We start from the raw sequence: 25,413 nt of genomic DNA on the forward strand, positions 1-25,413 counted from the left end.
AGCGAAGCGCGCCACGCTTGCGGGCGTTCAGGCACCCTTGGCATCGCCAGACAAGTAGAAAACATCATGGGGCCGGACGAATCGGGAAATGTGGAGAATCGCCTCGCTCAACCTATCTGCTGAGCGAGACGGCGGGCACCGGAATCGGGCCGCACCAGATGATCGGTTGGTACAGGAAGGGAAATTAGCGCAAGCCGAGTTGGAAAATCAGGGTTTCCGCCTGACAACTGAAAGTGAAATCCATATCCAGTTTTACCCCGCCATCCGCGTCAGACAGGCGGGCATCGATCACACAAGGCTCGGATTCCACCGAACGGGCTTTTTCCGTCAGTTGCTGCTGCGTTTGTTCCGCTTCGCTACGGCTGCTAAACACACGACTATAGGACGCGGTGCAATCGGTGTTGTCCATTACGGTTCCCACATCCACACAGCAACAGGCGGCGGTTTCTTCTGCGCTACATTTATTAATCGCGTTTGTCATGGCAAAACTCCTCTGCGGCGACAGGCGCTTCCAGACCTGAAAGCACGCTATCAATGTAATCTGGCTCCCATTTTACTCACCCTGATTGCCTATCACTAGCACTTACTGATTAAAGGGTTAACTCGTGATGCAGATCACACATTAACGTTGTTTTTCAATGAAATAGGATAACAAACCTAAACATAATCATGATATTTGTTAACCAGATCCAATTTCTTGAATCAATTTGGCAACAAAAATGGAACCCAAAGAAAACATTTCATAGTGTTGAATCTATAATTTTTGCAACTGGTCTGATTTGTCAGCCCATGAAGCCCCCCTACAATGCGCGTCCCTTGTTACACGCTTAACAAAAGTAGTCAATATTCAGTGAGGTTTCGGTCATGAGCCAGAAAGTCCTGTTAAAGAAAACATCACTTGCTGTGGCGCTGGCGCTCATGGCATCCAATGCAACGGCGGCTGGTTTCCAGTTAAATGAGTTCTCCTCATCCGGCCTGGGCCGCGCCTTCTCAGGCGAAAGCGCCATTGCAGACAACGCAACCTCCGGCAGCCGCAACCCGGCGACCATGACGCTGTTTGACCGCCCGACCTTCTCCGGCGGCGCCACCTATATTAATCCGGACATCGATCTGCGCGGCACCAGCAGCACCGGCCGTGACGCCAGCGCTGGCAATATCGCGCCGCACGCCTGGGTGCCTAACCTGCATTTCATCATGCCGCTGAACGATCAATGGGCATTCGGCGCCTCTGCCACCACCAACTTCGGTCTGGCAACTGAATTCAGCGACAATTTCAGCGCCGGCTCCATCGCGGGCAAAACCGACCTGAAAACCTCGAACCTGAATCTGAGCGCAGCCTATCGGCTCAACCAGCATTTCAGCGTTGGCCTGGGCGTCAACGCCGTGTACGCCGATGCCAAGATTGTGCGCAACGCAGGTGAAATCGGCCCGGCGCTGGGTGTGAGTTCAACGTCTGAGATAACCCATCTGGATGGCAAAGAATGGGGCTACGGCTGGAACGCCGGTATTCTGTACGAACTGGATAAAAACAACCGTTTCGGCCTGAGCTACCGCTCTAAGGTGGATATTGATTTTAACGGTGCCTTCAGAAGCTCGCTTACTCCGTCGCGCGGTACGGTTCCAGGCAAGCTGACGCTCAACCTGCCGGAAATGTGGGAACTCTCCGCTTACCACCGCGTCGCCCCGCAATGGGCGGTTCACTACAGCCTGGCCTACACCAGTTGGAGTGACTTCCAGGAACTGCGTGCTACCGGCAGCAACGGTCAGGAATTGTTCAAGAAAGACGAGAACTTCCACGACTCTTATCGCATCGCGCTGGGCACCACTTACTACTACGACGACAACTGGACGTTCCGCACCGGTATCGCGTTTGACGACAGCCCGGTCCCTGCCGACAAACGTACCATCTCCATTCCGGATCAGGATCGTCTCTGGCTGAGCGCCGGCACCACTTACGCCTTCAACAAAGACGCGTCGGTCGATGTAGGCGTGTCTTACATGCACGGCCAGAAAGTGACTATCCACGAACCAGTCAATCCCAATAACAGTCGCCTGCCCTCTTACACCTTTACGTCTGAAGGTCGGGCATGGCTGTATGGCGTGAATTTCAACTACAGTTTCTAACCCGAACGCCTGTCTCTGGTTCGTAAAAAAGGCCGCGATTGCGGCCTTTGGCTTTAAATAGCACGTCGGTTGCTGATGCCGGCGGCATTATTCCGGCTTCACTTCCATATAGTCCAGTTTTAGCGTGCTGCTGGTGTAACTGCGGATCTGATTAGTGAGTTCAATATTGCCTTCCAGCTTCTGGCCGTAAGACGGAATGATCTCCTTGAGTTTGCTCTGCCATTGCGGTGTCGCTACCTTATCTTTGAACACCGTCTGTAGCAGGCTCAGCATGATCGGCGCCGCTGTCGATGCACCCGGCGAAGCCCCCAACAATGCAGCAATGGAGCCGTCTTTGTCGCTGACGATCTCGGTGCCCAGTTTCAGTACGCCGCCCAGATCTTTGTCTTTCTTAATGACCTGTACACGCTGACCCGCCACCGCCAGACGCCAGTCAGACTGTTTCGCCTGTGGGAAGTACTCTTTCAGCGCAGCAAACCGGTCGTCGTCGCTCATCATCAACTGCCCGACCAGGTATTTCACCAGATCGAAATTATCGATCCCCACATTCACCATCGGCATTAAATTGGCGGTGTTCATCGAGGAGATCAAATCCCACAACGAACCGTTTTTCAGGAACTTGCTGGAGAAGGTTGCAAACGGGCCGAACAACAGCACCTGTTTGCCATCGAAAACACGGGTATCCAGATGCGGCACCGACATTGGCGGCGCACCCACCGAGGCTTTACCGTACACTTTGGCAAGGTGACGTTTTACGATATCCGGGTTATCGGTAACCAGAAACTCGCCGCCAACCGGAAAACCACCGTAGTTATCCGCTTCCGGAATACCGGATTTCTGCAACAATTGCAGTGCGGCGCCACCTGCGCCGATAAATACAAACTTGGCGTTGATCGCACTTTCCTTGCCACCGTTTTTCAGGTCAGCCACAACGACACGCCAGGTGTTGTCCGGGTTGCGCTTGATATCGCGCACTTCGTTGCTCAATTTCAGGTTGAACGTCGCCTGTTGCGTTAAGCCGTTTACCAACTGGCGGGTAACCTCGCCGTAGTTAACGTCGGTACCAATCGGCATACGGGTGGCGGCAATCTTCTGCTGCGGATCACGCCCTTCCATCACCAGCGGAATCCACTGTTTGATCTGTTCCGGGTTATCCGAGAACGCCATACCACGGAACAAGGTGCTGTGTTGCAACGCCTGATAACGTTTGTGCAGATAGTTCACGTTGTCATCGCCCCACACGAAACTCATGTGCGGCACACTGTTGATGAAGGATGCCGGCTCTTTCATCACATGATGAGAAACCTGATAAGACCAAAACTGGCGGGAGACTTCGAACGCCTCGCTGATTTCAACGGCTTTGCTGATATCAATCGAACCGTCGGCTTTTTCCGGCGTGTAGTTCAGCTCCATGAATGCAGAGTGACCGGTGCCGGCATTATTCCAGCCGTTGGAGCTTTCTTGCGCGACATTGTCCAGGCGCTCAACCATGCTGATGGTCCAATTCGGCTCCAGCGCCTGCAAATACGTCCCAAGCGTAGCGCTCATGACGCCGCCGCCAATCAGCACCACATCCACAGTGTTATTTTCTTGCGCCATGACAGGCTGTGCCAGCCCTATCACGCCCAGACACAAGGTGGTAACCAGTCGTTTTTTCATATTTATGTCCCGTTATGTCAGTGTGTCATCCCTGCAGGTGAACAAGGGTGATTCCTGATTAGCGAGATAACGATACAAAAGCGCTGAGCCATGCGGGAAACAGCGGCAGATAGACCTGCATCTATGATGTCGGCGCAACGTAAAACCGGCTGGCGACAGGCGGAGATAAAAACAGGTTACGCAACATGCGAATTGCTTGCTCAGGGCAGCTGAATCGTTACCTTTTCTAACCGGCTGTTATTATTGTTACATAAACGATAAAAATGAATTTATGTAATTAAATAAAAACCAACAACAAAATAACGTTTCACAAACAATCTGATTGGTGCGCTACAAGGGGTTCGGCAAGAAAATTAGTTACAAAAGGCACCCGCAGGTGCCTGTGCAATACTAAAAAAAGGCTTACTTATTCGAATCAATTTCGTCCAGACTTCCTTCGATCGCCTTAGCATTCGGGTTAGCCACGGGAACGGATTTCCCGCCATTAGCCAGGAAGTCATGCCGCTGGAAGTAGGCGTCGCGCACCATCAGGTACGGATCGGACGAGTTACGCAGCAACCCATCGGAATCCAGCAAACGGGCGCGAGTTTCCAATCCTTCCACCGCCCACTTGCCGGCGGACATCCAGAAGGTGAGATAACTCAATGGCGGGTAGAGCGTATCCACCGTGCCTCCCCCGTCTTCACGCAATGTCGCACTGCCATAACCCGGCAACACTAGATAAGGCCCGTAACCCACATCGTAATACCCGAGCGTACTGCCGAAACGGTGCGGCTCTTCTTTCGCCAGTTTGGGATTCGCCATCGATGCCACATCGATCAGGCCTCCCATACCCAGCAAGGTATTGAGGAAGAAACGGTTGAAGTGAATCATCGCCTGATAGGGTTTCCCCTCGACGAAATAGTTCACCATGGTGGCAGGTTCCGCCAGGTTGCCGAAGAAGTTGCTCAAGCCATTACGCGCAGGTTGCGGCATGTAATCACGCCAGACCACCGCAGCAGGCCGCACAATATACGGATCCAGCACGTTATAGTTGAACCCGAACATGGTTCGGTTGAAGCCTTCCAGCGGATCCGAGCGTTGCTCCGGCGCTGAAGTTTTAGAGCTGGCACAGCCGACAAGCACCACGCTCGCCAGAACCACACCACCCAGACGAAAATTCATAACGTATCTCCCTGCTGAACTTTCATGCAGTCCGCACAACCTGCCATCGGGCCACCAGCGCACAAGGCCACATGCTATCATTTTAATACACCGGGCTTTGGTTTGCCCGTGCCGCCGGTGGCGGTCTGTCGGAAAAATTGCGTTCGTTTGATTGCGACGTCAGATGTGACGCACCTCTCATAAGCGCTTCAGAATTGTCCGGTTCGTACAAATGTCCTGACCCGAAAAGCAATCGCTATCCACGCCGGCTGATGCAATGGTCAACATCGTAAGAGATAGATCCTGTGTCAGGCACCGATATAATTCCAGAACCGATTGTGCGATCGCAATCTAATTCAGTCACTTGCAACAACAGCTCCCGATAACAGGGCTATCAGGAAAACGGAAGATACCACGATTAAGACGGGTATTCAGGTCAAAACTGGTGGCAGATTGAGCAAACGCACCGGCAAGTGCTTATGAAGTCAGTCAAATCGGGTATAATGCAGCCCCAGCACGGTCCCCGTAGTTAAATGGATATAACGAGCCCCTCCTAAGGGCTAGTTACAGGTTCGATTCCTGTCGGGGGCGCCAATCACACTTCTCTCAGCGTCTACTCAAGTCAACAAACCTCAGCAATACCAAGGCTTCACGATAAATCTCACTCTCTCAACGTCCACTACAATCTATTGCAATCAACATATTTCAGGGGGTACATTTGGGGGTATCCCGTGTTCGGTCTAAAACTGATACCCCCAAATGAAACTAAATGCACGGCAGGTTGATACCGCCAAACCTAAAGATAAGCCATATAAATTGGCAGACGGCGGCGGCTTATACCTGCTCGTCAACACCAACGGCGCACGTTATTGGCGTCTAAAGTATCGGATTGCGGGTAAAGAAAAGCTCCTGGCACTGGGGGTATATCCTGATGTCTCACTTGCCGATGCCAGAACGCTGCGTGATAAGGCGAAAAAGGCTCTCGCTGCTGGCGCTGATCCATCCGAGAATAAAAAGGATGAAAAAGACGCCCGCAAGGCTCAAGTAAAAAATAGTTTTAAGGACATCGCGCTGGAATGGCTCGCCAGCAAAGCCAAAAAGTGGTCGGCCGGGTATGCCAATGAAAATATGGTGCTACTCACTAATAATGTTTTCCCTCGCCTGGGGGATCGCCCGATCGCAGAAATTAAACCGCTGGAGCTATTGGAAATACTCAAAAAAATAGAAAATCGCGGCGCTACTGAGCAAGCCAGAAAGGTGCGGATGCGCTGCTCTGAGGTTTTCCGTTATGCCATTGTCACCGGGCGAGCATCGTATAACCCAGCGCCAGACCTGATAAGCGCGATGCAAGGGCATGAATCGAAACATCACCCTTTCTTAATCGCTAAAGAGCTACCGGATTTCTTTACGGCGCTATCCGGCTACTCTGGTAGCACGCTGGTAGTGTTGGCCGCACGGCTGCTTATCCTGACCGGGTTGCGTAACGGTGAATTGCGCGGCGCCACCTGGCAGGAAATAGATATCGAAAATGCGCTATGGGATGTCCCTGCGGAACGGATGAAGATGCGCCGCCCTCATCTTGTACCGCTATCACGTCAGGCTCTTGCTATCGTAGAGCAGATAAGAGAGATAACAGGTAACTATCCGCTGATGTTCCCGGGCCGGAATGACCCTCGCAAAACAATGAGTGAAGCCAGCATTAACCAGGTATTTAAACGCAGCGGTTATGCCGGAAAGGTCACATGCCACGGCTTTCGCCACACCATGAGTACCATTCTTCACGAACAGGGCTACAACACGGCATGGATTGAAACTCAGCTTGCCCACGTCGATAAAAACTCAATTCGTGGCACCTATAATCATGCCCAATATCTGGATGGCAGGCGCGAAATGCTCCAATGGTACGCGGACTATATGGACTCGCTGGAGAACGGCGAAAATGTGGTTCACGGCTCGTTTGGGAAACGCGCATAACTGGATAGATAGTAATCTAAAAGAGGTAACACGATGTCAGATTCAAACAAAAAAAGTATCTGGGAAAATAAAAACATGCCCCATCTTGAATTTTGCACGATAGAGAGGGCGGCTAAATTGTTGGGTTACGAAATTGATGACTTCATGCATTGGTGGGCGCTTAATGCTATTAATTTATATGTATACCTGAATGGTGAGCATGGCAGCTTGTCATTTATTGATATTGCTGATTTAAAAAATAAAACCATGAAAAAACATCATGAAAGATTTAAAGATTACTTCATGGATTCAGTATATTATTCATTTATCCCAGATAAAGGCGAAGGCTCTGTAGTTGTTGAGAACGCAGCAAGATTGTATGAGGACTCCGATGATTTGTGTCTGGCTCACCTTGTCATGAAAGGAAGTTTACATGGTTTTTGGAGAATATCAGCAATTGAGGAATGCGTTATATTTGGTGAAAAAATAACCATAGATGACGCTAGAGTATTAACTGATTTATCCTGTGACCCACGTAACGCTGTGATTACAGGAAAAAATGATGATACGTCTATTCGTATAGAAAATAGCATTATCACCAATAAGTCAGAGCTAATTATATTTAAAAAAGATTTATATGAAATAATAAATAATACCGGCACATCCTTCTTTGAAGATGATATTCATCCAGTATCCAATGATAAAAAAACAGAGAAAAAGAAGAGGCTCGGGAGAATGCCGGATTTATTTAATGTTTTGGCAAAAACCAACCCAGATCTGGGAGATGATTTTTTTAAAGCATCACTTAGAGATAGGGCAGTAATGATACAACGGCTTGCACTAAAGCACGGAATTGAGTTTGACGGCATAGGGAAGGACACTCTAGACAGGCTTTTGAAAGAGACAAAAGATTGGTCAGTCTAACGAAAAATAGTTGTCTCATAAGACGCTATTAGTTTTTTATTTGATTCAATACTCCTGTAGACCTCAATCACCTACAGGAGATAGTCAATGTCCGCACAATCTAAACGTATGCTACGGATTCCAGAAATATGCCATAAAACTGGCTTTAGCAAAGCATGGATCTACAAACTCATTGCACAAGGCCGCTTCCCGCATCCAGTAAAAATCGGTTCACGTTCCGTCGCGTTTATTGAAAGTGAAATTGATGACTGGATTAATCAGCGTATTGCTGAATCGCGTGGTGAGGTGGTCTGATGGAAATGAAAAACCGCCCACTACAGGCGGTCAGTCAGAAAGGTAACGTTTCTGATCATACCGCCAGCACATCCATTAAACCAGTCCCTAAAAAGCATCGCGCACGGGTTTTTATGCTGCGTTCCGGCGCAGGTGGTTTTACTGAGAATGACATTCTCCACCACTGCCACCTTTCTTCTGGCCGGAATTACGCCACGGAATTAGAACGCCTGCTTGATATTCGGTTAGCACGTATTGACGAACCTAACGCCGACGGGATCGGCAGTCATTACCGCTATCGGTTTGCAACGCGTGATGATATTTCCCGCGTTATTCGACTGGTCAATAGCAACGCCGGGATTAACGGCCACCCACCGCTTACCCAGCAGGAAATAAACCATATTCTAAGCCTGTACCCGGATTACGCCGCCCGCTAACGGAGCCTGATTTTATGACATCAAAAAACAATGACCTTCACGGTCAGGGACTCGCTCACCCTGAAAACCGCCAGAGCAATATTTCCAGTCATAGCTTTGCCGAATTAATCCCGGTGATTTCTGGCCGGATAGGCGAACGCGAAACCAATATTGTGAGCGCGAAAGCGTTACATATCGCACTGGACATTGGCAAAGACTTCTCCACATGGATCACTGACCGGATTAGGGAATATGGTTTTGCCATTGGCAGTGATTATGCCGTCCATAAAATGATTTCCCCAAAATTGGGGAAAAGCCCGAATAGCAAGGCTTGCAGCCCTATTCCCACGGGTCGCCCCGGCAAAGATTACTTTCTGACGATCGACACCGCTAAAGAAATAGCGATGCTGGAGCGCAACGAACAGGGCCGCGCCGTTCGTCGTTACTTCATCCAGTGCGAGGAAGCCTTACACCGTAGCGTACCGGAAGTGTCCGCCCGCTTTCGCCGCCAGCTCAAAGCCCGCCTGACCGCCGCGAATTACTTCAAACCGATGTGCACCGCACTGGAAATCGCCCGTTCGGAACTGGGCAAGAAAACCTTGCCCCACCACTACACCACTGAAAGCAACATGATCGCCCGTCTGGTACTGGGCGGCCTGACGGCAAAAGGCTGGGCACAGGTCAATGGTGTAACCGGTGAACCCCGCGACAGCATGAGCGCCGACCAACTGGAGCACCTGTCCTACCTTGAGCAGACCAACATCACGCTGATTGAACTGGGGCAGGACTACCCCCAGCGCAAAGCCGAATTAACCCGGTTGTCTCAACGCTGGATGGCAAAACGGCTGGGGGTGAGTCATGCATAACTTACGCGACGTTGCCCACAGGGGACGCAAAAACCGCTTGCCGTTTGCTTCGCAGATGGGCTATTTTCAACAGGCACCAGCAAAATCTGGTGCCGGGATTGGCGTCCCGGTAATGTTACAGGCGACACATGACGCGCCGAGCGTCTTTTTTTGTGTCCTTACATCTGCACACCCTTTTTTCAGCGATGCGGGTATAATCCGTGCCGCTCACAAAGTAATGGTGGGCTGGATGGGGGCTTCTTCGGAAGCGCCGGTTTCCTGTAACGCCGGTTACGCCAACCCTGTTCAGTCCACCACCAGTGAAATTGGCGTTTCCGGTGGTGGGTTTAAACCCCAGTTACAGGAGGCTGCCACATGCCGGCTACTACCCCTACCCCAAAACCGCAATTTATCTGGCTTATTGCCGCAATTCGCCGCGACTGTCTCGCACAAAAACCGGTCATTCACCGTATCCCTGCCGTTTCTGAACACGAAGCCCGCCGCACACTGGCTGGTGATCACCTCTGCTTTTTCGCGGGCCGCCTGCCGGTTAAGGCGGTGCGCCATGTTTGATAACACCCCGCTGGAGCTGGATGAAATCATCGACCAGTGCCGGGCGCTGGCCTATGCCGCGGTCAACACGGATGAACCGCAGGCGCGTGAAATCCTGCTGTTTGTCCTGCAGGAGCGTATCGACCATCTGTATCGCGCCAGCCAGGCAGAAGCCGAACAAGCGGGGGTGAAGCGTGTTTAAGGTTCATATCACCCAAACCAATCCCGTTACCGGCCGGGTAACACGATACACATTGGAAACGCCAACACGTACCCGCGAATATGCGGAACGCTCCGCCAAAAACCTTAACCGCAAGTTCCGTAAAGCTGGCGTTAAAGCGGAAGTGATCGAGGTGGAACATGGCGCATAACCATTCACTGACACAGGCAGCCCAGCAGGCCGAAAGGTTGTGCGTTCTGCTGATGATGCTGGAAATGACACACAGAGAGCTGGATGGCGGCGATTTATCGACAGCGTTAGCACTGGCCTGCGATTTATCCGGCACGTCGTCCTTATGGCTGCTGGAAGAGCAAAAACAGCGAGGCCAAGACCATGAATAACGCTATTCCATTGGATTTAGCCGCATTTCGTGCCGGGCAGGTCTCTGCGCTGTACGACGTCATCCTGAATATGGCGGAGAAAGAGCGCGTTTCCCCACAACTGTGTGCGCTTATCGGTATTGCCAGCGATATTCACGCCGAGATCCGTGCATCGCTTGATAAGGAGATGTCCCAATGAGAGAACAATGTCTTGAAGGCACGATGAGCAGCCTTCGTGGGCTCATCGATTTACTGACTTGTTGCGATAACACCACTCAACCTGAAGCCGTGCGCCAGACGGCGTTTATCGCGCTTTTACTGCTGGATGACTTGATTGACGGCTATCAACGTGAGGCAAAGCAATGTGCCTTTCCCGCAAAGAATACCAAACACAGCACAGGGAGTGGCGTATGAACGACATCATTTCTTTACCCCTGTCACTGGAACATGAACGCGCCCCGTATATCGATGTTTCCCCTGATGGCATTTGTCTTATGGCGCTGGACGATGAAGGCAAATACGAAGTGGCAACGTGCCACCCGTTTGATTATGCCCTTTCCAGCCTGAATCGCGGCTATTACGACCATGACAACCTAAACGGGCTGCGTGTGTTTCATGCGCTGGCAAAAGCGAAAGAGAAAGGCTATTTCCAGCCCAATGATCAGCAAGATTTGGAAATGTGGCGCTGGCTGGTGGCTTACGAATTCATAAGGGAGCAGCAGCGGATCAACGGTGAGCAAGGTGTTACAGGCAACGGCAGCAATAACGGGGCTCTCTACCGAGGGAAACACGGCACCATGTATGTTTACCCTGATACGGAGCGCTTTGCGATGGCGAATAATATCGAGGGCGCATTGATCGGGAAATTTGGACGTGAACAAGGCACTAAAAACGCCACTCTGTTCTATCAGGGAATGCTCAATCATCAAAGCACGGCGCCTGAATTGTCCGATATGGGGCGGGAAATACTGGCCGATATGCACGATGAATTTATTCAGATGCGCAATAACGGTGCGCTACCACCCACACCAGCGACGCACTGAGGGCAATGGAATGCGTAATATCGATTTTATCCGTGAAGTGACCCGCTCGGCGGTGGGCCGCTGGCCTGATGTACTTTCCCAGTTGGGGATCGAGGTTCCCCGTCATCCAACAACGCTTACCCCTTGTCCGGCCTGTGGCGGCAAAGACCGTTTCCAGTTCGATAATCTGGACGGGCGCGGCACCTGGCATTGCCGCCACTGTGACCCGGAAGCCGGTGACGGGCTGGCGCTGGTGATGAACGTTCGCCAGTGTCATGCGGCAGACGCCGCCCGCCTGGTGGCCGACGTGCTGGGAATGGCAGCCGATGCGCCGGCGCCGGACACGCGCCAGCATGATACCCGGCAATCACCCTCTGCCGACGAGCAGGCCCGTACCGCAGAAAAAGCCCGGCGCTTTGCCGCCCGGCTGAAAAAACTGACCGCACAGGCACAGCCGGGGGAGTCTGCCTATCTGGCCGGAAAGGGCTTAACCGGGTTGTCGTATCCGCTGCTGCCCGATGGCACCCTGCTGCTGACGTTACAGGACGCCAGCGGTACCACCACCGCCGCACAGACAATAACCCCCGATGGCACTAAACGACTGGTGGCCGATTCCGCCAAACGTGGCGCATATCACGTTATTAGTGCCTCAGAACAGCCCGATACGGTGATTATTGCCGAAGGGCTGGCGACGGCATTAAGCGTTCACCGGATGCGCCCGGAGGCGCTGACCCTCGCCGCTATCGACGCGGGCAACATGGTGCCGGTGGCAAAGGCCATGCGCACCCGGTATGCCAGCGCTCGTATCATTCTGGCCGCCGATAACGACATCAAACCGGATACGCCGAACACAGGGAAAGACTGGGCGGAGAAAGCCGCCCGTGCGGTGAACGGCCAGGTGGCCCTGCCGCCGACCGATGAAAAGGCTGACTGGGACGATTACCGCCAGCAATACGGGCTGATGGCCGCGACACAGGCGTTTGCCGCCTCACTGTATTCACCGCCAGCGGATGAACCGGACGAACCGGACGAACCGGACGACGACAAGCCAACGCATAGCGACCCGTTAAAGCCACATGTGCAAAGCCGCCGGGATGGGGTGTTCTGGGTAACCCCCAAAGTGGATAAAGACAGCGGCGAGATTATCAACAATGAAAGCTGGCTGTGCTCCCCGCTGGCAGTGGTGGGCATTGGCCGGGACGACAAAGACCAGTACCTGATAATGCGCTGGCGGCCCATCGGCGCGAAGACCGACACCACACAGGCCATTCCGCTGGCGGATATCGGTGAGCGCGAGGGCTGGCGAACGCTGAAAAACGGCGGCGTGAACGTCACCACCAAAAACAGCCTGCGTGCCATTCTGGCCGACTGGCTCCAGCGCAGTGCCGCACGGGATATCTGGCATATCGCCCACGCGACCGGCTGGCAGTGTGGGGCTTACCTCATGCCGGACGGGGAAATCATCGGCACCCCTGACAGGCCGGTACTGTTCAGCGGGCGAAGCGCGGCCGCCGCAGGCTACACCGTCAGCGGCACGGCAGAAGACTGGCGCGACACCGTGGCCCGCCTTGCCGGGGGCAACTACGCCATGATGACCGGTATGGCGGCGGCGCTGGCCGCCCCGTTAATCGGCCTGGTGGGCGCTGACGGATTCGGCATTCATTTCTATGAACAATCGAGCGCCGGGAAAACCACCACCGCCAGTGTTGCCACCAGCCTGTACGGGAACCCGGAGTTACTGCGCCTGACGTGGTACGGCACCGCGCTGGGGCTGGCGAACGAAGCCGCTGCCCACAACGACGCGCTGATGCCGCTGGATGAAGTCGGCCAGGGCGCCGACCCGGTGAGCGTGGCGCAGGCCGCCTATGCACTGTTTAACGGCGTCGGCAAATTGCAGGGAGCCAAAGAAGGCGGCAACCGGGAGTTAAAGCGCTGGCGCACGGTGGCAATCAGTACCGGCGAAATGGATTTGGAAACGTTCATTGCCAGCGTGGGCAGAAAAACCAAGGCGGGCCAACTGGTACGGCTGCTGAACATTCCGTTAAGCAAAACGACGCGCTTTCATGAACATGCCAACGGCAAACAGCACGCCGACGCGCTGAAAGACGCCTGCCATCAGTACCACGGCGCCGCAGGCCGGGCGTGGATTAAGCACCTTGCCGACCACCCGCAACAGGCTATCGAGGCGGTGAGAGCCGCTGAAACACGCTGGCGCAGTCTCATTCCTGCCGACTATGGCGAACAGGTTCACCGGGTGGCCGCCCGCTTTGCCGTGATGGACGCGGCGCTGTCACTGGGCCGGGTCATTACCGGCTGGGATGAACAGGCTGGCCGGGATGCGATACAGCACAGCTTTAATGCCTGGGTGCGCGAATTCGGTACCGGCAACAAGGAGCACCAGCAGATTATCGAGCAGTGCGAAGCGTTCCTGAACGCCCACGGCCTGAGCCGGTTTGCCCCGCTGCCCTATAACCCGCAAGACCTGCCTATACGTGACCTTGCCGGATACCGGGACAGGGGCAAGCACGATGCCGCTCCGATGATGTTCTACACCTTCCCGGCCACCTTTGAGGGCGAAATCGCCAGGGGGTTTAACGTCAGGCAGTTTGCCGAAATCTTGCGCGGAGCGGGCATGTTGACGCCCCCCACCAGTGGGCGCGGCTATCAACGTAAGTCACCACGCATTGATGGGCGGCAGATAAACGTCTACGTGCTTCAGTATCGGCCGGAAGATGACCCGACAGAATAGGATGCTTTCACACACGTAGAAGGTGTGTTGGTTCAGTCAGTTCAGTTGGTTCAATAAGTCAAGATTGTTGTTTTATAAGGAAAACGCATCCGATGTTGAACCAACACTGAACCAACAAACGGGCAATTTGAACCAACAGGGTGATGTATCCGATTATTTTCTGGCTGGATGCGTGAACCAACAACAATTACGACTGAACCAACGCAATTAGGGGGGTGTTGGTTCACACAAATCCAGTGCTGGCGCAGCTTAGCAGCCCGTGAACCAACTGAACCAACCGAACCGACATCTTTCTAATGATCTATAGGGGAATGTGGCGGGAACATAAAAGACGGGGAAAACAGCCCAACAAACTGGCTACATACTCATCTTGCATCCCCCATTAATACGCGCTAATTTGCGGAAAGATACCGGAGTATGGCTTAAAAACCACTCCGGTATCTTTTTACCCACAATCTGCCATAACCCCCAAGCCTGCATGGTTCGCCCAGCAGGCTTTTTTAATGGATAAATACGATGGAACCTCATGAATTAGCGGAATCTCTTCGCAAAGAAGACGAATGGAAAGAAGAGCAGGCAGCTACGTTTGGCGGAACTGATCTGAAAATTGTCTACATCGGAGGTAAACCGGAAAAGCGTGTTGATTACAGGGGCCGTTCGTTTCTGTTTCTTCAATCAGTCCCTACGGATATTCCGCCCGTTGTTGCCGGGTACTTGCTGGATAGCTTCCCTGGCATATTCGCTACGCCGGAAGAAGCCAGGCACAAGGCTGCACAAGTGGCGGAAGCCGAACACCAGCGGCAGATTACCGCCGAAAATCGCCGCCAGCAGGAACGGGCACAGCAGCAGGCTGACGCCGAAGCAAGCAGCCTTGTAGTGAAAATCGGCAATGATGACGTTGATCTGGCGAAACTCACGAGTTACCAGTTGCGTGAATTAGCGGAAGAAAATGGCGTAAACCCTTATTCCCTCCCCCCTCAACCCAGCGATATGCGGCGCTATCTGGTCGATCGCTTCAATCAACGGAAAATGCAGGCATGAGCGAAAAAATATTACGCGAAAAAGCGGTATGCGAAAAACTGTCTCTTGATCGTGGAACCGTGCGCGTGATGTGGGAAAGCGGCCAATTCCCTGCACCATTCAGCATCACGGGAGGCCGTGCGATTGGCTGGCGTGAAGCCGATATCGACGAGTGGATTGTTAAACAGTCCAGAGCGAAACGCCGTGCGGCGGTTATCGCCCGTCGAGTTTTGGAAAAACCAGAACCAACGTTTAATGAAGCGCTAAGTATGGTGGCACAACCTCTTTTTGAGCAGGAATAAATACGATGTCATACGGACTCATTGATATTGCGGCACAGACACGCCAGCAAGGTATGCAGGGTATGCAGCAAGCCGCTGAACAGGAACAGCAGCGTGAAGCGGCGAATGAGCAACTCAAAGCACAGCAGAAAATGGCAGCTAATCAGACGAAAGGCACGATGGCCGGGATGGGCGCGGCGGGTGGTGCGGCTTTAGGCTCAACGGCGGCGGCCGGCGCAGCAATGGGGTCATTTGCTCCAGGCATTGGTACGGCAATTGGGGCGGCGGTTGGCTTGTTGGCTGGTTCATTGTTTTCATAATTGGGGGATTTATGGCAGATGTAAGAGGATTGGCTGACGGCTTTCTGGCAGGATTTAGCACTGTCGATAATGCGCTACAACGCCGGGAAGAATCGGAATTGCGGCGGTTAATGATCGACCAGCAACAGAAGAATGCCGATCGAAATTATGAAATGGCGGTAAACACCCAGAACTGGCGCCAGTCTACTGATGAGCGCGATTACAATAATTTGGTTCAGCAACAGAAAATTGAACAGGAGAATAAAGCGAAAGATCGCATTTTGGATAATCGCCGGGTAGATATTTCTGCCGGGACGCTGGCTGTTTCTCAGGCTGCCGAAAAACGACAACAGCGCCAGCAGCAGCTACAGGAAATGACCACTCGATATGGGCATCTGGCTGAAGGGATAACGCTATCAGCCCGTGCGGGAGATAAGGAGACAGCCACGCGCCTGTGGTCACAGCTTCCTCCTGATGCGCAACATTTTTACACTGCGCTAAACCCGGATTATCTGACCAGCCCTAAAGCAGCGCAAAGCGCTCTGTATCTCAAATCACGTGCGCCGGCGCTGATGTCTGGTCAAATCAGTGCAGACGACCCGGCAGTCATATCTGCCGCTGATGAGATGCTACGCCCAGAGTTAAGCATAAAGCAGGGTGAACTGGCTGACGATGGCAAGCCGATGAAAGACCGGAAATTAACGCATATCATGCCAGACCCTTCCGGTAACGGTAATTTTTACTTTGGCGTGACCGTCACTCGGGGCGATGGCTCCACATATCAGGCTCCGATCACGCGCAACCGCTCCACCGATCCCAATGACCCGCCGTTGCCGCTCTCCAGTGAGCAAATTATGAGGACATTGGCGCAGCGCTCTCATTTGCTGGGAATGACACAACCCAACCTTAAGGAGGCTAATCCGTACACCGAACCTGACCCGAACGCGCCTTTTATGCCAGTACAGGACTACATGCAGGTGCCGCAACACATCCGCTTTCAGCAGATATCCGCCGGGAAATCTCCAGCTGAGATTGTCAACGATTACAACAACGCAGGTATGGAGCGGCAAAAATATCTTGGTGAAATGAAGAAACAGCAGCAAGCGTCTACAGATGGCAAGTTGCAAAGGCAAGACGTGGTTGAAACGTATGATCAGCAAATCAAGACCATTGACGGCCTGCTAACCGATCCGGGCTTTAGCACTTCTGTAGGCGCTGGGTTGGGTGTGGTGAGCAAGCATATTCCAGGCACTGACGCAGCCAGTTGGGATACTCGCTTTAAGCAATTTGGAGGACAGAACTTCCTTAGCGCTATTCAGGCATTGCGTGGCATGGGCGCATTATCTAACGCTGAAGGGGAGCAAGCCCGTATTGCCGTGTCGGGATTAAGTGCTAGCCAGTCCGAAGAAGAATTTATCCGCCGCGCCAATGACCTAAAAACCTTTCTGACGGATAAGCGTGATCGTTATGCGACTGCTTACGGGATGAACACCCATCAAGGGCAGGAGCAAGGCGAGCTGAAAACATTCGGCGGCAAACCCTTTTCTAATGAGCGTGTGGCCAACGCCAGCAAATGGGCGAAAATGCCAGGCGCGACGGTGGAAAAAGTGGAAGGTGGTTATGCTGTTCGCTTGCCGTCTGCCGGTGGTCAACAACAGCCCGCATCCCCGAACCAGTCTAATGGTGTAACGGCACCTGGCGCCGGTGTACCGCCCAGTCATCCGGCAATACCGCAAACAGCAATTGATATGCTGCGTCAGCGTCCGGATACCGCTCATCTGTTCGATCAGACATTCGGGCAGGGAGCAAGCCAGCGCTATATTGGGGAGCGCGCCTCCCCAAAAGATGAAGGGCTGATCGGTAGTGGTCAGCCCGAACCCGTCCCAGACGTCCCCCAATACGCACAGAGTATGAAGGCATCCCCGCAACAGCCTGTTACCGCCACCGTGGAGCCGACAATTCAGGAACGTATCATGATGCAGGCCAGACAGTCGGGTATTCATCCCGAAATGGGCGCGGCCAGAGAGTTCAGCACTGTGAACTGGGACTCGATGAAATCGACTTTGAAACTCCTGAAGCCAGAGCAGCAACAGCAGATCGCCCAGCAGATAGCGAATAAGTTTGGCGGCAGTACCAGGCAAGACGAACAGGGGCGGCTCTTTGTAACTGTCCCTAGCGGGGAATACCTGCTTAACGGAGATGGCATGACGAGGGAGGCTGTAGAAGGGTTTGCCAGCACGTCTCAGCCACAGCCACAGCCACAGCCACAGCCACAGCCACAGCCACAGCCACAGCCACAGCCACAGCCACAGCCAGTAAGTGTCAATGTTCCGACAGAAGAAACCAACCCTTACGCACAGTTTGCTACCCCGGCTTCTCCGCAAGACATATCAGCCACCAGCCAAGAGGAAAATCCCTACGCGCAGTTTGCCCAGCAAGCGCCAAAAGCACGCAGCTTGTTGCAGGATGGCTTGCTTGGGGTGTCTGAGGCAGGTGGCGCAATTACTCAGGCTGGGATTAACGTCGCCAATATCATTCCTATGGCTGGCGATGCGGTGCAAAGTGCCGCGGCATGGGCCGGCGGAAAAATGGGGATCGGTGATGGCACCTACACCCCTGCCGCCCGTTTCTCGCTTCCTGAGTCCATGCGGCCACAGACCGAAGCGGGACAGGTCGCGGCTGATGCGTTACCGTACCTGGTCAATCCGGTACAGGGAGCGACGCGAGCAGCAACCGGCGCAGGCGCAAGACTGGCCGGGCTGGTCGCAGAGAATACGGTAGGCGCACTGGCGGAAAACAGCGGGCTGAATGATGCGGCTGAACTGGCGGAGGATTTAGGCGTGTCCACCGCTGTCGGCGGCGCCGTTCGCGTTGTCGGTAATGCGGCTGGCGCGGGTTATCGTGCGCTTAAAGGCACTATCGCCCCAGAAGCCCAGGCCGCTATCGATTACGCGAAACAGAATAACGCTCCGCTAATGACTAGCGACATGATGCCGCCGAAAACCTTTATCGGTCGCTCAGTTCAGGCCAATGCGGAGAAAATCCCTGTTGTGGGTACGGGGCAAATTCGTGCAGATCAGCAAATGGCGCGCTCCCGGTTGGTGGATGAGTTTTCACAGCGATACGGTATTTACTCCCCCGCTGATGTGGTTCAGAGCATCAAAGGACAGAATACAGCCCTTAAGCGTGCCGCGGGTGAGCGCTTTAACGACATCAGAAACAAGATGGACAGCGCCGGCGCTGTTCAGCCACAACGTGCGATCGACGCGATTGATAACGAAATTGCGCAGCTATCCAGAATGGGAAAAACCCGTGATGAGGCCACCATTAATCGCCTGCAGGATTATCGGGACGAGTTAACGGGAGAAAACGTCAATTTTAGCCTGCTGGATGATCTGCGCACACAATTTCGTATGGATGTGAAAGGGGAACGTATGGCGATGCCGGATCGTTCCGCTGTATCCGTTAATCGCGTCTATGAAGCCATGACCAAAGACCTCAATAGCGCAGTAAATGACGCTCTGGGGGAAAAAGAGGCATTTCGCTGGGCTCACGCCAAAGCGGTTTATGCTCAGGAAGCGGGTAAGGTAAAGGGAACGAAGTTAAAGGGTATTCTGGAAAAAGGCCATATCACGCCGGAAAGCGTCAATTCCATGCTGTTTGATAGTAAACCCAGCCAGGTAAGAGCACTATACGATTCTCTTGACAACAGAGGCCGACAAGCCGCCCGCGCCGGATTGATTACCAAAGCACTGGAGGGTGAAGCCTCCCCGGATCGCTTCCTGCTAAGGCTTAAAAAATATTCTGAACATACAGGGATATTTTTTAAAGGCGAAGAACGGCAATACCTTACCGGTCTGACGCGTTACCTGGAGAGTACGCAACGCGCCTCTCAGGCATCAGTGACCCTGCCTAACGGACAGGTGGCCGCACAGATAGGTTCCGTTATGGGGCCGGGACTGGCAGGAATATTTGGCGGGCCGGTACTCGCCGCGAAAGTTATCGGAACGATGGGAACCTATGGCGCATTTGGCCGGTTATACGAAAGCCAACCGGTGCGGGATGCGCTGCTAAAGCTGGCGAATACCCCTAAAGGTAGCACCGTATTTGAACGTAACCTTGACGCAGTAAACCGTGCGATTACGGCTACTACTCAGGGGATAGAAGAGTAAACGCCCCATTACACAAGCTCGCTTCCCCCCTTATAAACCAATATCAGCAGGAATCTATGACCAGCATAATTGAACACACTTTACGTTTACACGAAGCCAGAAGCACCGGCGCATTTACCTCATCCTGCCGTGGTAGCGGGAAAATAGGCCGTGATCAGTATCTGGGGGCGTTATCCACCGCCAGCAAACACCACCCGGTAGGCTATGACTTGCTCATGCTGAGATATAAATCAGATCCCCCTGCCGGCGACAGATTGCAAGTTGCGGTTAAAGAGTGGGTCCCTTCACAACGGAACATACCGGATCATGCGGTAGCGGTCTGTCTGCTGGCTATTAATCTGGCAGTCTGCCGTCCATTGCCCCCACAACTCGCCAGACGTGCCAGCTTGCTACGCCGCTATGGCGCCAAAGCAGTTCGCACCAAGAACCTGATCGGCATCCTCAATGCAGAGAAAAAACGCCTTGAGAACAAAACCAGCAGCAAGATAGCGCAGGAACGCGCCGCCACGCTCAACAACCAGATAGCGTTAGAGAAAGCCTCACTCCGGCAGTGGTCAGAACAGGAAGCCGGTAATAGCGATATATGCCCATGCTGCAAAGGCTCAGGTGAGCAAGCCAAAAAGCCAGGCAATCAATGCCCTGAATGTGATGGCGCCGGCCGCTTGGTATCCACAACCGACGATATCAGGAAATCGCTGTCTTTAGCCGGCATAAAAATTGATGAGGCAAGATGGTTGGCGAACTATTTGCCGCTGGTCAATGACTGCCTTAACTGGCTGGATGTGGAATATCACCAGGCTATCGAACAGCTAAAACGAAAAGTTAGACAGGAAGAAAACGCACAGGTGTAACTGCGCAAAAAATTGCGCAATTCGCAGCACTGCGCAATTCGCAAAAACGGAGCGCACCGGAATTCGCAAACAGCCTCTATCCCTTGCTGTGCCTGATCTTGTCCATTATGTGCAATTCGCAGTTGCGCAGGCGTTCGCAGATCTTTTCGTATTGATCACGGGGGAAAATTGCGCAATCGAACACGGCGTTACACCACATCACTTCCTTCCATTGGGCTGGATGCCCTCACCCTCCTGAAAAACGTTTCCGTTAACCTTCACATACCCATCATCCACGCAACCTTCAAACGGTGTGATGACGGTTTTACTGTTACCCTCAACGGAAACACTTTTTCCCTGTCTCTTGTCACCACACAAGTGAGTTACGGCACACGCTATTGGTATCAATGCCCCCAATGCGGAAAGCGTGCGACCAAGCTGTACGTTGATTCGGATAGGCTCACCTGCCGAACATGCTCCGGCCTTTGCTATGCCAGCCAAAGTGAAAACCAGTTAAAACGCTGGCAGCGGTTGGCACGCATGGAAAATATGGCGAAGTTGGAACTGTGGCCGGATTACTGGAATCAGATCGCTCGGGTGGGGTTTAACATGTCCAGACTTCCAAAACCCGCAGGTATGCGCGGTGATACGTTCCGCCGGAAATATCTGGAACTGATCCGGCTCAGGATGAAGTGCTGGGAAGCCCGACAGAATTTAGTACATGGAAAGCGCAAGTGATGTGTTGGTTTTCTGTTTGGGGGAGTTATTTTGTTACAGAGCCAATCTTTTTTTTGATTTGCGAGCGAACAAAAAACAGTCAAAAGCAATTCACACAAAACCATGCGGGGGTATTTTTGGGGTATCCATTAAAACAAAACAGAAATAAAATCATTAAAATCAAACAAATATAAATTTCGTTACACTCCTGTCGGGGGCACACCTTCTCAGCAAGTCTAAAAATCCTTTAAAAACAAGTAAAAAGAAAAATACCCAGTCTTATCCCGTCCAACGAAAGCCTATAGAAGCCCGGCAATTATGTGTATAAAATTGTGTATATGACAGGTTCGATCTTTTTTTATACACTTATGCTGCTGACTGACCCCAAAATCAAAAAGGCTAAAGCCCATTTCGTTGGGCATCTATGATAACGTCTCCTTTACGGAAGAAGCGGGGTGAAGCGAAAGCGATTTTCGCTAATGGCATCAATACCACATAGGAATTGAAAGACATGTCGGCATTACGAAGGAATAACTTTACAAAACCATCAATTATCTTTTTTATTTTAACTGTAGTTTTACCCCCTATTTTATTAATTAACATCAGTCTGTCTTATACAAAAAATGATTATACCCGTCATACTTCACGTTGCTGGTGCGTTGGCTTCCTCATTCACCCCGGTCACTTACTTGAGTAAGCTCCCGGGGATTCGCTCGATTGCCGCCTGCCTGCAACTCGAATTATTTTGGGTATAAAGCAAAATGATGCCGAAAATACCATTTCCATTTCCATTTCCATTTCCATTTCCATTTCAATTTCAATTGAAAAAAGCTAACGCCTATTCATTACTTTAATGAATTGGAACTGTCTCACCTTAAGTCATCTCAGTACCTACTCTTCGATTGATGAAACAGCCAGGCCAGGTGGCCCGGCCTGAGGATTATTTAGAACTGTCCACGCTGGCTTGCGTAAAGGTCGGATAATCGCCCGGTTTACCATTGTTCAGGTTAGACAGAAAGTTCCCGTCCTTCATCGGAATATCGCCCGACTCATAATTGAACGTATTCATTTTGTTACGCATGTCCTGATTGCTGACGCCGTCACCATGCACCGAGTACCAACTGACAATATCCGGCGTGACAAAGGTGTTGTACGGGTTTTCCGCCTGCTCGCCTGATTGGGCAAAGCGGAACGCGTGGGTCAGCGCGCCGTCTTTGTGGTACACAAACTTCAGGTGACCATTTTGCTTATCAAGACTGGACGCAGCAGCGGTCGTCAGCTTACCGTGAGCGCTGTAGCTACCATGTGTGACGGTACCGTTTTTGGTCCAGACCGCCGCATATTCCCAGTCGTGACGATGACCGCTATTAATACCGGCCGCAATCTGATCTTTCAGGAAATAGAGCGCATAAAAATGCCCGCAATAACGATTACCGCCGTTATTGACGCAGGCGTAACGGTGCAAGGTATTGGACTTATCCAAAAACGTGCTCCAGCGGCAGCCGCCGGTCAGGCTGCCGGTCGGCTTCAGGCCGCCGTTCTGCTGACCACTACGGCTAATTCCTGCGCTGGGCAGGCAACCATCCGTATCAAAATCGAATACCGGCGCAATCGACGCGGCATTTACGCCGGAAGGCAACGCCTGATCCAGTTTATCAAAGTCATCGGCGTGAGCCGCAAATGCAATCCAGAGGGGGAATGTTGCCAGAACAGCTGTCTTCTTTAAAAACATATCATCTCCTGTTTCTTTTTTACTTAGGCGTCATGCCTGTCAGTGTTTTTAAAAAGCAAAATAAAGAGAGGTGATTACTATTAATTACCGCAATAATCACATCCCCATTTTATACCCTTCATACTTCAAGTTGCAGGTGCGTTGGCTGCCCTCACTCACCCCAGTCACTTACTTGTGTAAGCTCCTGGGGATTCGCTCGATTGCCGCCTTCCTGCAACTCGAACTATTTTGGGTATATATCTGTTATATTTCAAATTGCAGATGCATTAGCTTTCTTACTCGGCCCATCAATGGGCCTCGCCTTACGGGCCACCGACAGCGTTACAACACTCATGATGAGTCTTGTTCTGCAATTCGAGCTATTTAGGATATATACCCTAAATAATTCAAGTTGCAGGAAAGTCAACGTACCTACAACGTGAAGTATGACGGGTATACAACTGTGAATAGACACCAACTTGAATATCTGGCTGGTCGACAACCATCATAACTATTTTCTTAATCCGTGTTCAATCATTAATCAGCACGAAATTTTATTATTATTTTTCCGCCACATTTCAGGTTACTGGTGTGTAGGTTTTCTTACTCGACCCATCAATCCGCCGAGCCAACGCATTGTATTGTTCAATGCGCAATGCGTGTTGTCCTGCACCTCGAATTATTTGGGATATATTTTCTAATAGCCGCTGCTATTTCAGTACGTTGCAACCACCGTATTCAATACGTTTTCGTTACGATTCCCGTCATTACCGTCTTTACACTGATTCGTGACAGTTATTAAAAAAGTGCGTACAAATAAGACCGGTATATTTACTCGCCGATATATTCCTGCTTCGATATCGCTACTGCACGACCTCTTCGGCTTGGCGCACATACCCTGCTCAGCCATAAAAAAGGAAACTCCATGAAAAAGCTGACTTTCAGCGCCGGCGCCCTGATGGCGATGCTGGCACTCACCGGCTGCAGTACTCCCCAGTCTCAGGATGCCCAGGCAAGACTCGCCAACCAGTCGGTACTGGCTCTGAACTGGCTCCAACAGTCTGGCGAGTATCAAGCCTTGTGTTATCAGGCATTTAACTCCGCACGGCTAGCGTTCGACGCCGCACCTGTCAAACCGGGCAAGAAAAAGGTAGTCGTAGTCGACATTGACGAAACCATGCTGGACAACAGTGCCTATAGCGGTTGGCAGGCCAAAGAACATACCTCATTCAACCCGCTCAGTTGGAACCGTTGGTCTCATGCACGCCAGGCACTTGCCGTGCCCGGTGCGGTGGAATTCACCCGCTACGTCAACAGCCATGGCGGACAGGTATTTTATGTATCCAACCGGTTGATCATCGAAGCCGGCGATACCCGCGACAACATGCTCAAACTCGGCTTTCCCGACGTGAACGATCAGACGCTATGGCTAAGCAAAGGCAACAGCAACAAGCAGGCACGCTTTGATGATATCGCCGCTCAGGGCAACGACATTGTGCTGTATGTAGGAGACAACCTGAACGACTTCGGCGCAGCGACCTATCATAAGGACAATACGGCGCGTCGGGCGTTCGTCAGCAATAATCAGGCGAAATTCGGCACGCAGTTCATCATATTGCCTAATCCGCTGTACGGCGACTGGGAAAGCGGCCTCAGCAGCAACTATAACTCGCTGACGCCAGAGCAAAAATTGCAAATACGCGACCAGCAGATCCGCGCCTGGAACGGGCAATAATCCCTGCTGGCTAACGAGGTTGACGACAAGAACAACGGGGCGAACGCCCCGTTGTTTATACCCGTCATACTTCAAGTTGCAGGTGCGTTGGCTGCGTGACTCGGCCCATCAATGGGCCTCGCCCTTCGGGCCGCTGCAAGCAGCGTTCAAATCTGCTCCCGGCAGATTTGTCGTTCACCCGAATTACTTACCTGAGTAAGCTCATCGGGATGAAATGAGAGACATCCTGTCTCTCACCGCAGGCCAGCCGTTGGCTGGTCAAATTCGTTCCCGACGAATTTGTCTCTCTCTTGCCGCGTGACAAGGCTCTAACGAGCCTTGCCCTGACGGGCCAACGCGTTGCGTTGTTCAACACGCAATGCGTGTTGTCCTGCAACTCGAATTATTTTGGGTATATACCTTCAATAACTCGAGAAGTACGGCAGGTATATCCGCTGACGTTGCGCCA

Annotated in this window: 25 protein-coding genes, 1 tRNA gene and 1 pseudogene; 23 read left to right on the top strand and 4 right to left on the bottom strand. The window is 52.3% G+C overall.

The window, feature by feature from the left end; translation table 11 throughout:
- Window positions 1-184: 184 nt before the first annotated feature.
- Window positions 185-481: a YfcZ/YiiS family protein gene (locus FDP13_RS04405; protein ID WP_012769078.1), complete on the bottom strand. Its 297-nt coding sequence runs from the start codon at window positions 479-481 to the stop codon at window positions 185-187.
- Window positions 482-864: 383 nt separating this feature from the next.
- On the opposite strand from FDP13_RS04405, the gene fadL reads away from it, so the two are divergent.
- Complete coding sequence (gene fadL, locus FDP13_RS04410) at window positions 865-2,124, top strand: long-chain fatty acid transporter FadL (RefSeq protein ID WP_033576367.1); 1,260 nt, start codon at window positions 865-867, stop codon at window positions 2,122-2,124.
- 87 nt (window positions 2,125-2,211) lie between these two features.
- Here fadL and mqo read toward each other — a convergent pair whose 3' ends face one another.
- Window positions 2,212-3,783, bottom strand: a complete 1,572-nt coding sequence (mqo, locus tag FDP13_RS04415; protein WP_143838785.1) for a malate dehydrogenase (quinone) — start codon at window positions 3,781-3,783, stop codon at window positions 2,212-2,214.
- Between the two features lie 402 nt (window positions 3,784-4,185).
- Window positions 4,186-4,947: a phospholipid-binding lipoprotein MlaA gene (gene mlaA / locus FDP13_RS04420; protein WP_143838787.1), complete on the bottom strand. Its 762-nt coding sequence runs from the start codon at window positions 4,945-4,947 to the stop codon at window positions 4,186-4,188.
- Window positions 4,948-5,445: 498 nt separating this feature from the next.
- On the opposite strand from mlaA, the gene FDP13_RS04425 reads away from it, so the two are divergent.
- The 21 genes and pseudogenes from FDP13_RS04425 to FDP13_RS04520 all read left to right on the top strand — a co-directional run bounded on the left by FDP13_RS04425 (window position 5,446) and on the right by FDP13_RS04520 (window position 21,540).
- A tRNA-Arg gene (locus FDP13_RS04425) sits at window positions 5,446-5,520 on the top strand.
- A 165-nt stretch (window positions 5,521-5,685) separates the two neighbouring features.
- Complete coding sequence (locus FDP13_RS04430; protein ID WP_035343240.1) at window positions 5,686-6,900, top strand: integrase arm-type DNA-binding domain-containing protein; 1,215 nt, start codon at window positions 5,686-5,688, stop codon at window positions 6,898-6,900.
- Between the two features lie 33 nt (window positions 6,901-6,933).
- Window positions 6,934-7,803, top strand: coding sequence for a hypothetical protein (locus FDP13_RS04435; protein WP_143838789.1), 870 nt, complete (start codon window positions 6,934-6,936; stop codon window positions 7,801-7,803).
- Window positions 7,804-7,890: 87 nt separating this feature from the next.
- On the top strand, window positions 7,891-8,097 hold the full coding sequence (locus tag FDP13_RS04440) for an AlpA family transcriptional regulator (protein WP_143838791.1): 207 nt from the start codon (window positions 7,891-7,893) through the stop codon (window positions 8,095-8,097).
- On the top strand, window positions 8,097-8,513 hold the full coding sequence (locus FDP13_RS04445) for a hypothetical protein (protein ID WP_143838793.1): 417 nt from the start codon (window positions 8,097-8,099) through the stop codon (window positions 8,511-8,513). Before FDP13_RS04440 ends, FDP13_RS04445 begins: the two co-directional genes overlap by 1 nt.
- A 14-nt stretch (window positions 8,514-8,527) precedes the next feature.
- Window positions 8,528-9,358: an antA/AntB antirepressor family protein gene (locus FDP13_RS04450; protein ID WP_143838795.1), complete on the top strand. Its 831-nt coding sequence runs from the start codon at window positions 8,528-8,530 to the stop codon at window positions 9,356-9,358.
- Window positions 9,359-9,470: 112 nt separating this feature from the next.
- Window positions 9,471-9,686 (top strand): annotated as a pseudogene (locus FDP13_RS21960) (ash family protein); the annotation flags it as partial.
- 26 nt (window positions 9,687-9,712) lie between these two features.
- Complete coding sequence (locus FDP13_RS21760) at window positions 9,713-9,910, top strand: host cell division inhibitor Icd-like protein (protein WP_143838867.1); 198 nt, start codon at window positions 9,713-9,715, stop codon at window positions 9,908-9,910.
- The gene (locus FDP13_RS04465) at window positions 9,903-10,091 is read left to right on the top strand and encodes a hypothetical protein (protein ID WP_143838868.1); all 189 of its coding nucleotides are present in this window, start codon (window positions 9,903-9,905) and stop codon (window positions 10,089-10,091) included. The genes FDP13_RS21760 and FDP13_RS04465 overlap by 8 nt, the downstream gene beginning before the upstream one ends.
- Window positions 10,084-10,260, top strand: a complete 177-nt coding sequence (locus tag FDP13_RS21610; RefSeq protein ID WP_199886297.1) for a hypothetical protein — start codon at window positions 10,084-10,086, stop codon at window positions 10,258-10,260. Before FDP13_RS04465 ends, FDP13_RS21610 begins: the two co-directional genes overlap by 8 nt.
- Complete coding sequence (locus FDP13_RS04470; RefSeq protein WP_040000361.1) at window positions 10,250-10,450, top strand: hypothetical protein; 201 nt, start codon at window positions 10,250-10,252, stop codon at window positions 10,448-10,450. Before FDP13_RS21610 ends, FDP13_RS04470 begins: the two co-directional genes overlap by 11 nt.
- A complete protein-coding gene (locus FDP13_RS04475) occupies window positions 10,443-10,628 on the top strand; it encodes a hypothetical protein (protein WP_040000360.1) in 186 nt (61 codons plus the stop codon). The genes FDP13_RS04470 and FDP13_RS04475 overlap by 8 nt, the downstream gene beginning before the upstream one ends.
- The gene (locus FDP13_RS04480; protein WP_040000359.1) at window positions 10,625-10,843 is read left to right on the top strand and encodes a hypothetical protein; all 219 of its coding nucleotides are present in this window, start codon (window positions 10,625-10,627) and stop codon (window positions 10,841-10,843) included. The genes FDP13_RS04475 and FDP13_RS04480 overlap by 4 nt, the downstream gene beginning before the upstream one ends.
- On the top strand, window positions 10,840-11,472 hold the full coding sequence (locus FDP13_RS04485; RefSeq protein ID WP_143838797.1) for a hypothetical protein: 633 nt from the start codon (window positions 10,840-10,842) through the stop codon (window positions 11,470-11,472). The genes FDP13_RS04480 and FDP13_RS04485 overlap by 4 nt, the downstream gene beginning before the upstream one ends.
- A 10-nt stretch (window positions 11,473-11,482) precedes the next feature.
- Window positions 11,483-14,200, top strand: a complete 2,718-nt coding sequence (locus FDP13_RS04490; protein WP_143838798.1) for a TOPRIM and DUF927 domain-containing protein — start codon at window positions 11,483-11,485, stop codon at window positions 14,198-14,200.
- 516 nt (window positions 14,201-14,716) lie between these two features.
- Complete coding sequence (locus tag FDP13_RS04495; protein WP_143838800.1) at window positions 14,717-15,241, top strand: hypothetical protein; 525 nt, start codon at window positions 14,717-14,719, stop codon at window positions 15,239-15,241.
- On the top strand, window positions 15,238-15,522 hold the full coding sequence (locus FDP13_RS04500; protein WP_143838802.1) for an AlpA family transcriptional regulator: 285 nt from the start codon (window positions 15,238-15,240) through the stop codon (window positions 15,520-15,522). The genes FDP13_RS04495 and FDP13_RS04500 overlap by 4 nt, the downstream gene beginning before the upstream one ends.
- 5 nt (window positions 15,523-15,527) lie before the next feature.
- Window positions 15,528-15,821 carry a hypothetical protein gene (locus tag FDP13_RS04505; protein WP_040000354.1) on the top strand — a complete coding sequence of 98 codons (294 nt, stop codon included), beginning with the start codon at window positions 15,528-15,530 and terminating at the stop codon, window positions 15,819-15,821.
- 11 nt (window positions 15,822-15,832) lie between these two features.
- Window positions 15,833-19,972 (top strand): hypothetical protein, encoded by a 4,140-nt coding sequence (locus FDP13_RS21615; protein WP_199886298.1) that lies wholly within the window; start codon window positions 15,833-15,835, stop codon window positions 19,970-19,972.
- Between the two features lie 56 nt (window positions 19,973-20,028).
- Window positions 20,029-20,823, top strand: a complete 795-nt coding sequence (locus FDP13_RS04515) for a TIGR02642 family protein (RefSeq protein ID WP_143838804.1) — start codon at window positions 20,029-20,031, stop codon at window positions 20,821-20,823.
- 168 nt (window positions 20,824-20,991) lie between these two features.
- Complete coding sequence (locus tag FDP13_RS04520; protein WP_143838805.1) at window positions 20,992-21,540, top strand: hypothetical protein; 549 nt, start codon at window positions 20,992-20,994, stop codon at window positions 21,538-21,540.
- Window positions 21,541-22,459: 919 nt separating this feature from the next.
- Here the strand turns inward: FDP13_RS04520 and FDP13_RS04530 are convergent.
- On the bottom strand, window positions 22,460-23,251 hold the full coding sequence (locus FDP13_RS04530) for an NPP1 family protein (protein ID WP_012769073.1): 792 nt from the start codon (window positions 23,249-23,251) through the stop codon (window positions 22,460-22,462).
- A 904-nt stretch (window positions 23,252-24,155) separates the two neighbouring features.
- Here FDP13_RS04530 and FDP13_RS04535 point away from each other — a divergent pair.
- Window positions 24,156-24,965 carry a 5'-nucleotidase, lipoprotein e(P4) family gene (locus tag FDP13_RS04535; RefSeq protein ID WP_012769072.1) on the top strand — a complete coding sequence of 270 codons (810 nt, stop codon included), beginning with the start codon at window positions 24,156-24,158 and terminating at the stop codon, window positions 24,963-24,965.
- The last annotated feature ends 448 nt before the right edge of the window (window positions 24,966-25,413 follow it).

The organism is Dickeya sp. ws52, from assembly GCF_007210685.1.
GTDB lineage: Bacteria > Pseudomonadota > Gammaproteobacteria > Enterobacterales > Enterobacteriaceae > Dickeya > Dickeya chrysanthemi.

Bases quoted from the DNA above. Each gene is read 5' to 3' on its own strand.
- FDP13_RS04405 (WP_012769078.1), bottom strand. From the start codon at position 481: ATGACAAACGCGATTAATAAATGTAGCGCAGAAGAAACCGCCGCCTGT.
- fadL (WP_033576367.1), top strand. From the start codon at position 865: ATGAGCCAGAAAGTCCTGTTAAAGAAAACATCACTTGCTGTGGCGCTG.
- mqo (WP_143838785.1), bottom strand. From the start codon at position 3,783: ATGAAAAAACGACTGGTTACCACCTTGTGTCTGGGCGTGATAGGGCTG.
- mlaA (WP_143838787.1), bottom strand. From the start codon at position 4,947: ATGAATTTTCGTCTGGGTGGTGTGGTTCTGGCGAGCGTGGTGCTTGTC.
- FDP13_RS04430 (WP_035343240.1), top strand. From the start codon at position 5,686: ATGAAACTAAATGCACGGCAGGTTGATACCGCCAAACCTAAAGATAAG.
- FDP13_RS04435 (WP_143838789.1), top strand. From the start codon at position 6,934: ATGTCAGATTCAAACAAAAAAAGTATCTGGGAAAATAAAAACATGCCC.
- FDP13_RS04440 (WP_143838791.1), top strand. From the start codon at position 7,891: ATGTCCGCACAATCTAAACGTATGCTACGGATTCCAGAAATATGCCAT.
- FDP13_RS04445 (WP_143838793.1), top strand. From the start codon at position 8,097: ATGGAAATGAAAAACCGCCCACTACAGGCGGTCAGTCAGAAAGGTAAC.
- FDP13_RS04450 (WP_143838795.1), top strand. From the start codon at position 8,528: ATGACATCAAAAAACAATGACCTTCACGGTCAGGGACTCGCTCACCCT.
- FDP13_RS21760 (WP_143838867.1), top strand. From the start codon at position 9,713: ATGCCGGCTACTACCCCTACCCCAAAACCGCAATTTATCTGGCTTATT.
- FDP13_RS04465 (WP_143838868.1), top strand. From the start codon at position 9,903: ATGTTTGATAACACCCCGCTGGAGCTGGATGAAATCATCGACCAGTGC.
- FDP13_RS04470 (WP_040000361.1), top strand. From the start codon at position 10,250: ATGGCGCATAACCATTCACTGACACAGGCAGCCCAGCAGGCCGAAAGG.
- FDP13_RS04475 (WP_040000360.1), top strand. From the start codon at position 10,443: ATGAATAACGCTATTCCATTGGATTTAGCCGCATTTCGTGCCGGGCAG.
- FDP13_RS04480 (WP_040000359.1), top strand. From the start codon at position 10,625: ATGAGAGAACAATGTCTTGAAGGCACGATGAGCAGCCTTCGTGGGCTC.
- FDP13_RS04485 (WP_143838797.1), top strand. From the start codon at position 10,840: ATGAACGACATCATTTCTTTACCCCTGTCACTGGAACATGAACGCGCC.
- FDP13_RS04490 (WP_143838798.1), top strand. From the start codon at position 11,483: ATGCGTAATATCGATTTTATCCGTGAAGTGACCCGCTCGGCGGTGGGC.
- FDP13_RS04495 (WP_143838800.1), top strand. From the start codon at position 14,717: ATGGAACCTCATGAATTAGCGGAATCTCTTCGCAAAGAAGACGAATGG.
- FDP13_RS04500 (WP_143838802.1), top strand. From the start codon at position 15,238: ATGAGCGAAAAAATATTACGCGAAAAAGCGGTATGCGAAAAACTGTCT.
- FDP13_RS04505 (WP_040000354.1), top strand. From the start codon at position 15,528: ATGTCATACGGACTCATTGATATTGCGGCACAGACACGCCAGCAAGGT.
- FDP13_RS21615 (WP_199886298.1), top strand. From the start codon at position 15,833: ATGGCAGATGTAAGAGGATTGGCTGACGGCTTTCTGGCAGGATTTAGC.
- FDP13_RS04515 (WP_143838804.1), top strand. From the start codon at position 20,029: ATGACCAGCATAATTGAACACACTTTACGTTTACACGAAGCCAGAAGC.
- FDP13_RS04530 (WP_012769073.1), bottom strand. From the start codon at position 23,251: ATGTTTTTAAAGAAGACAGCTGTTCTGGCAACATTCCCCCTCTGGATT.
- FDP13_RS04535 (WP_012769072.1), top strand. From the start codon at position 24,156: ATGAAAAAGCTGACTTTCAGCGCCGGCGCCCTGATGGCGATGCTGGCA.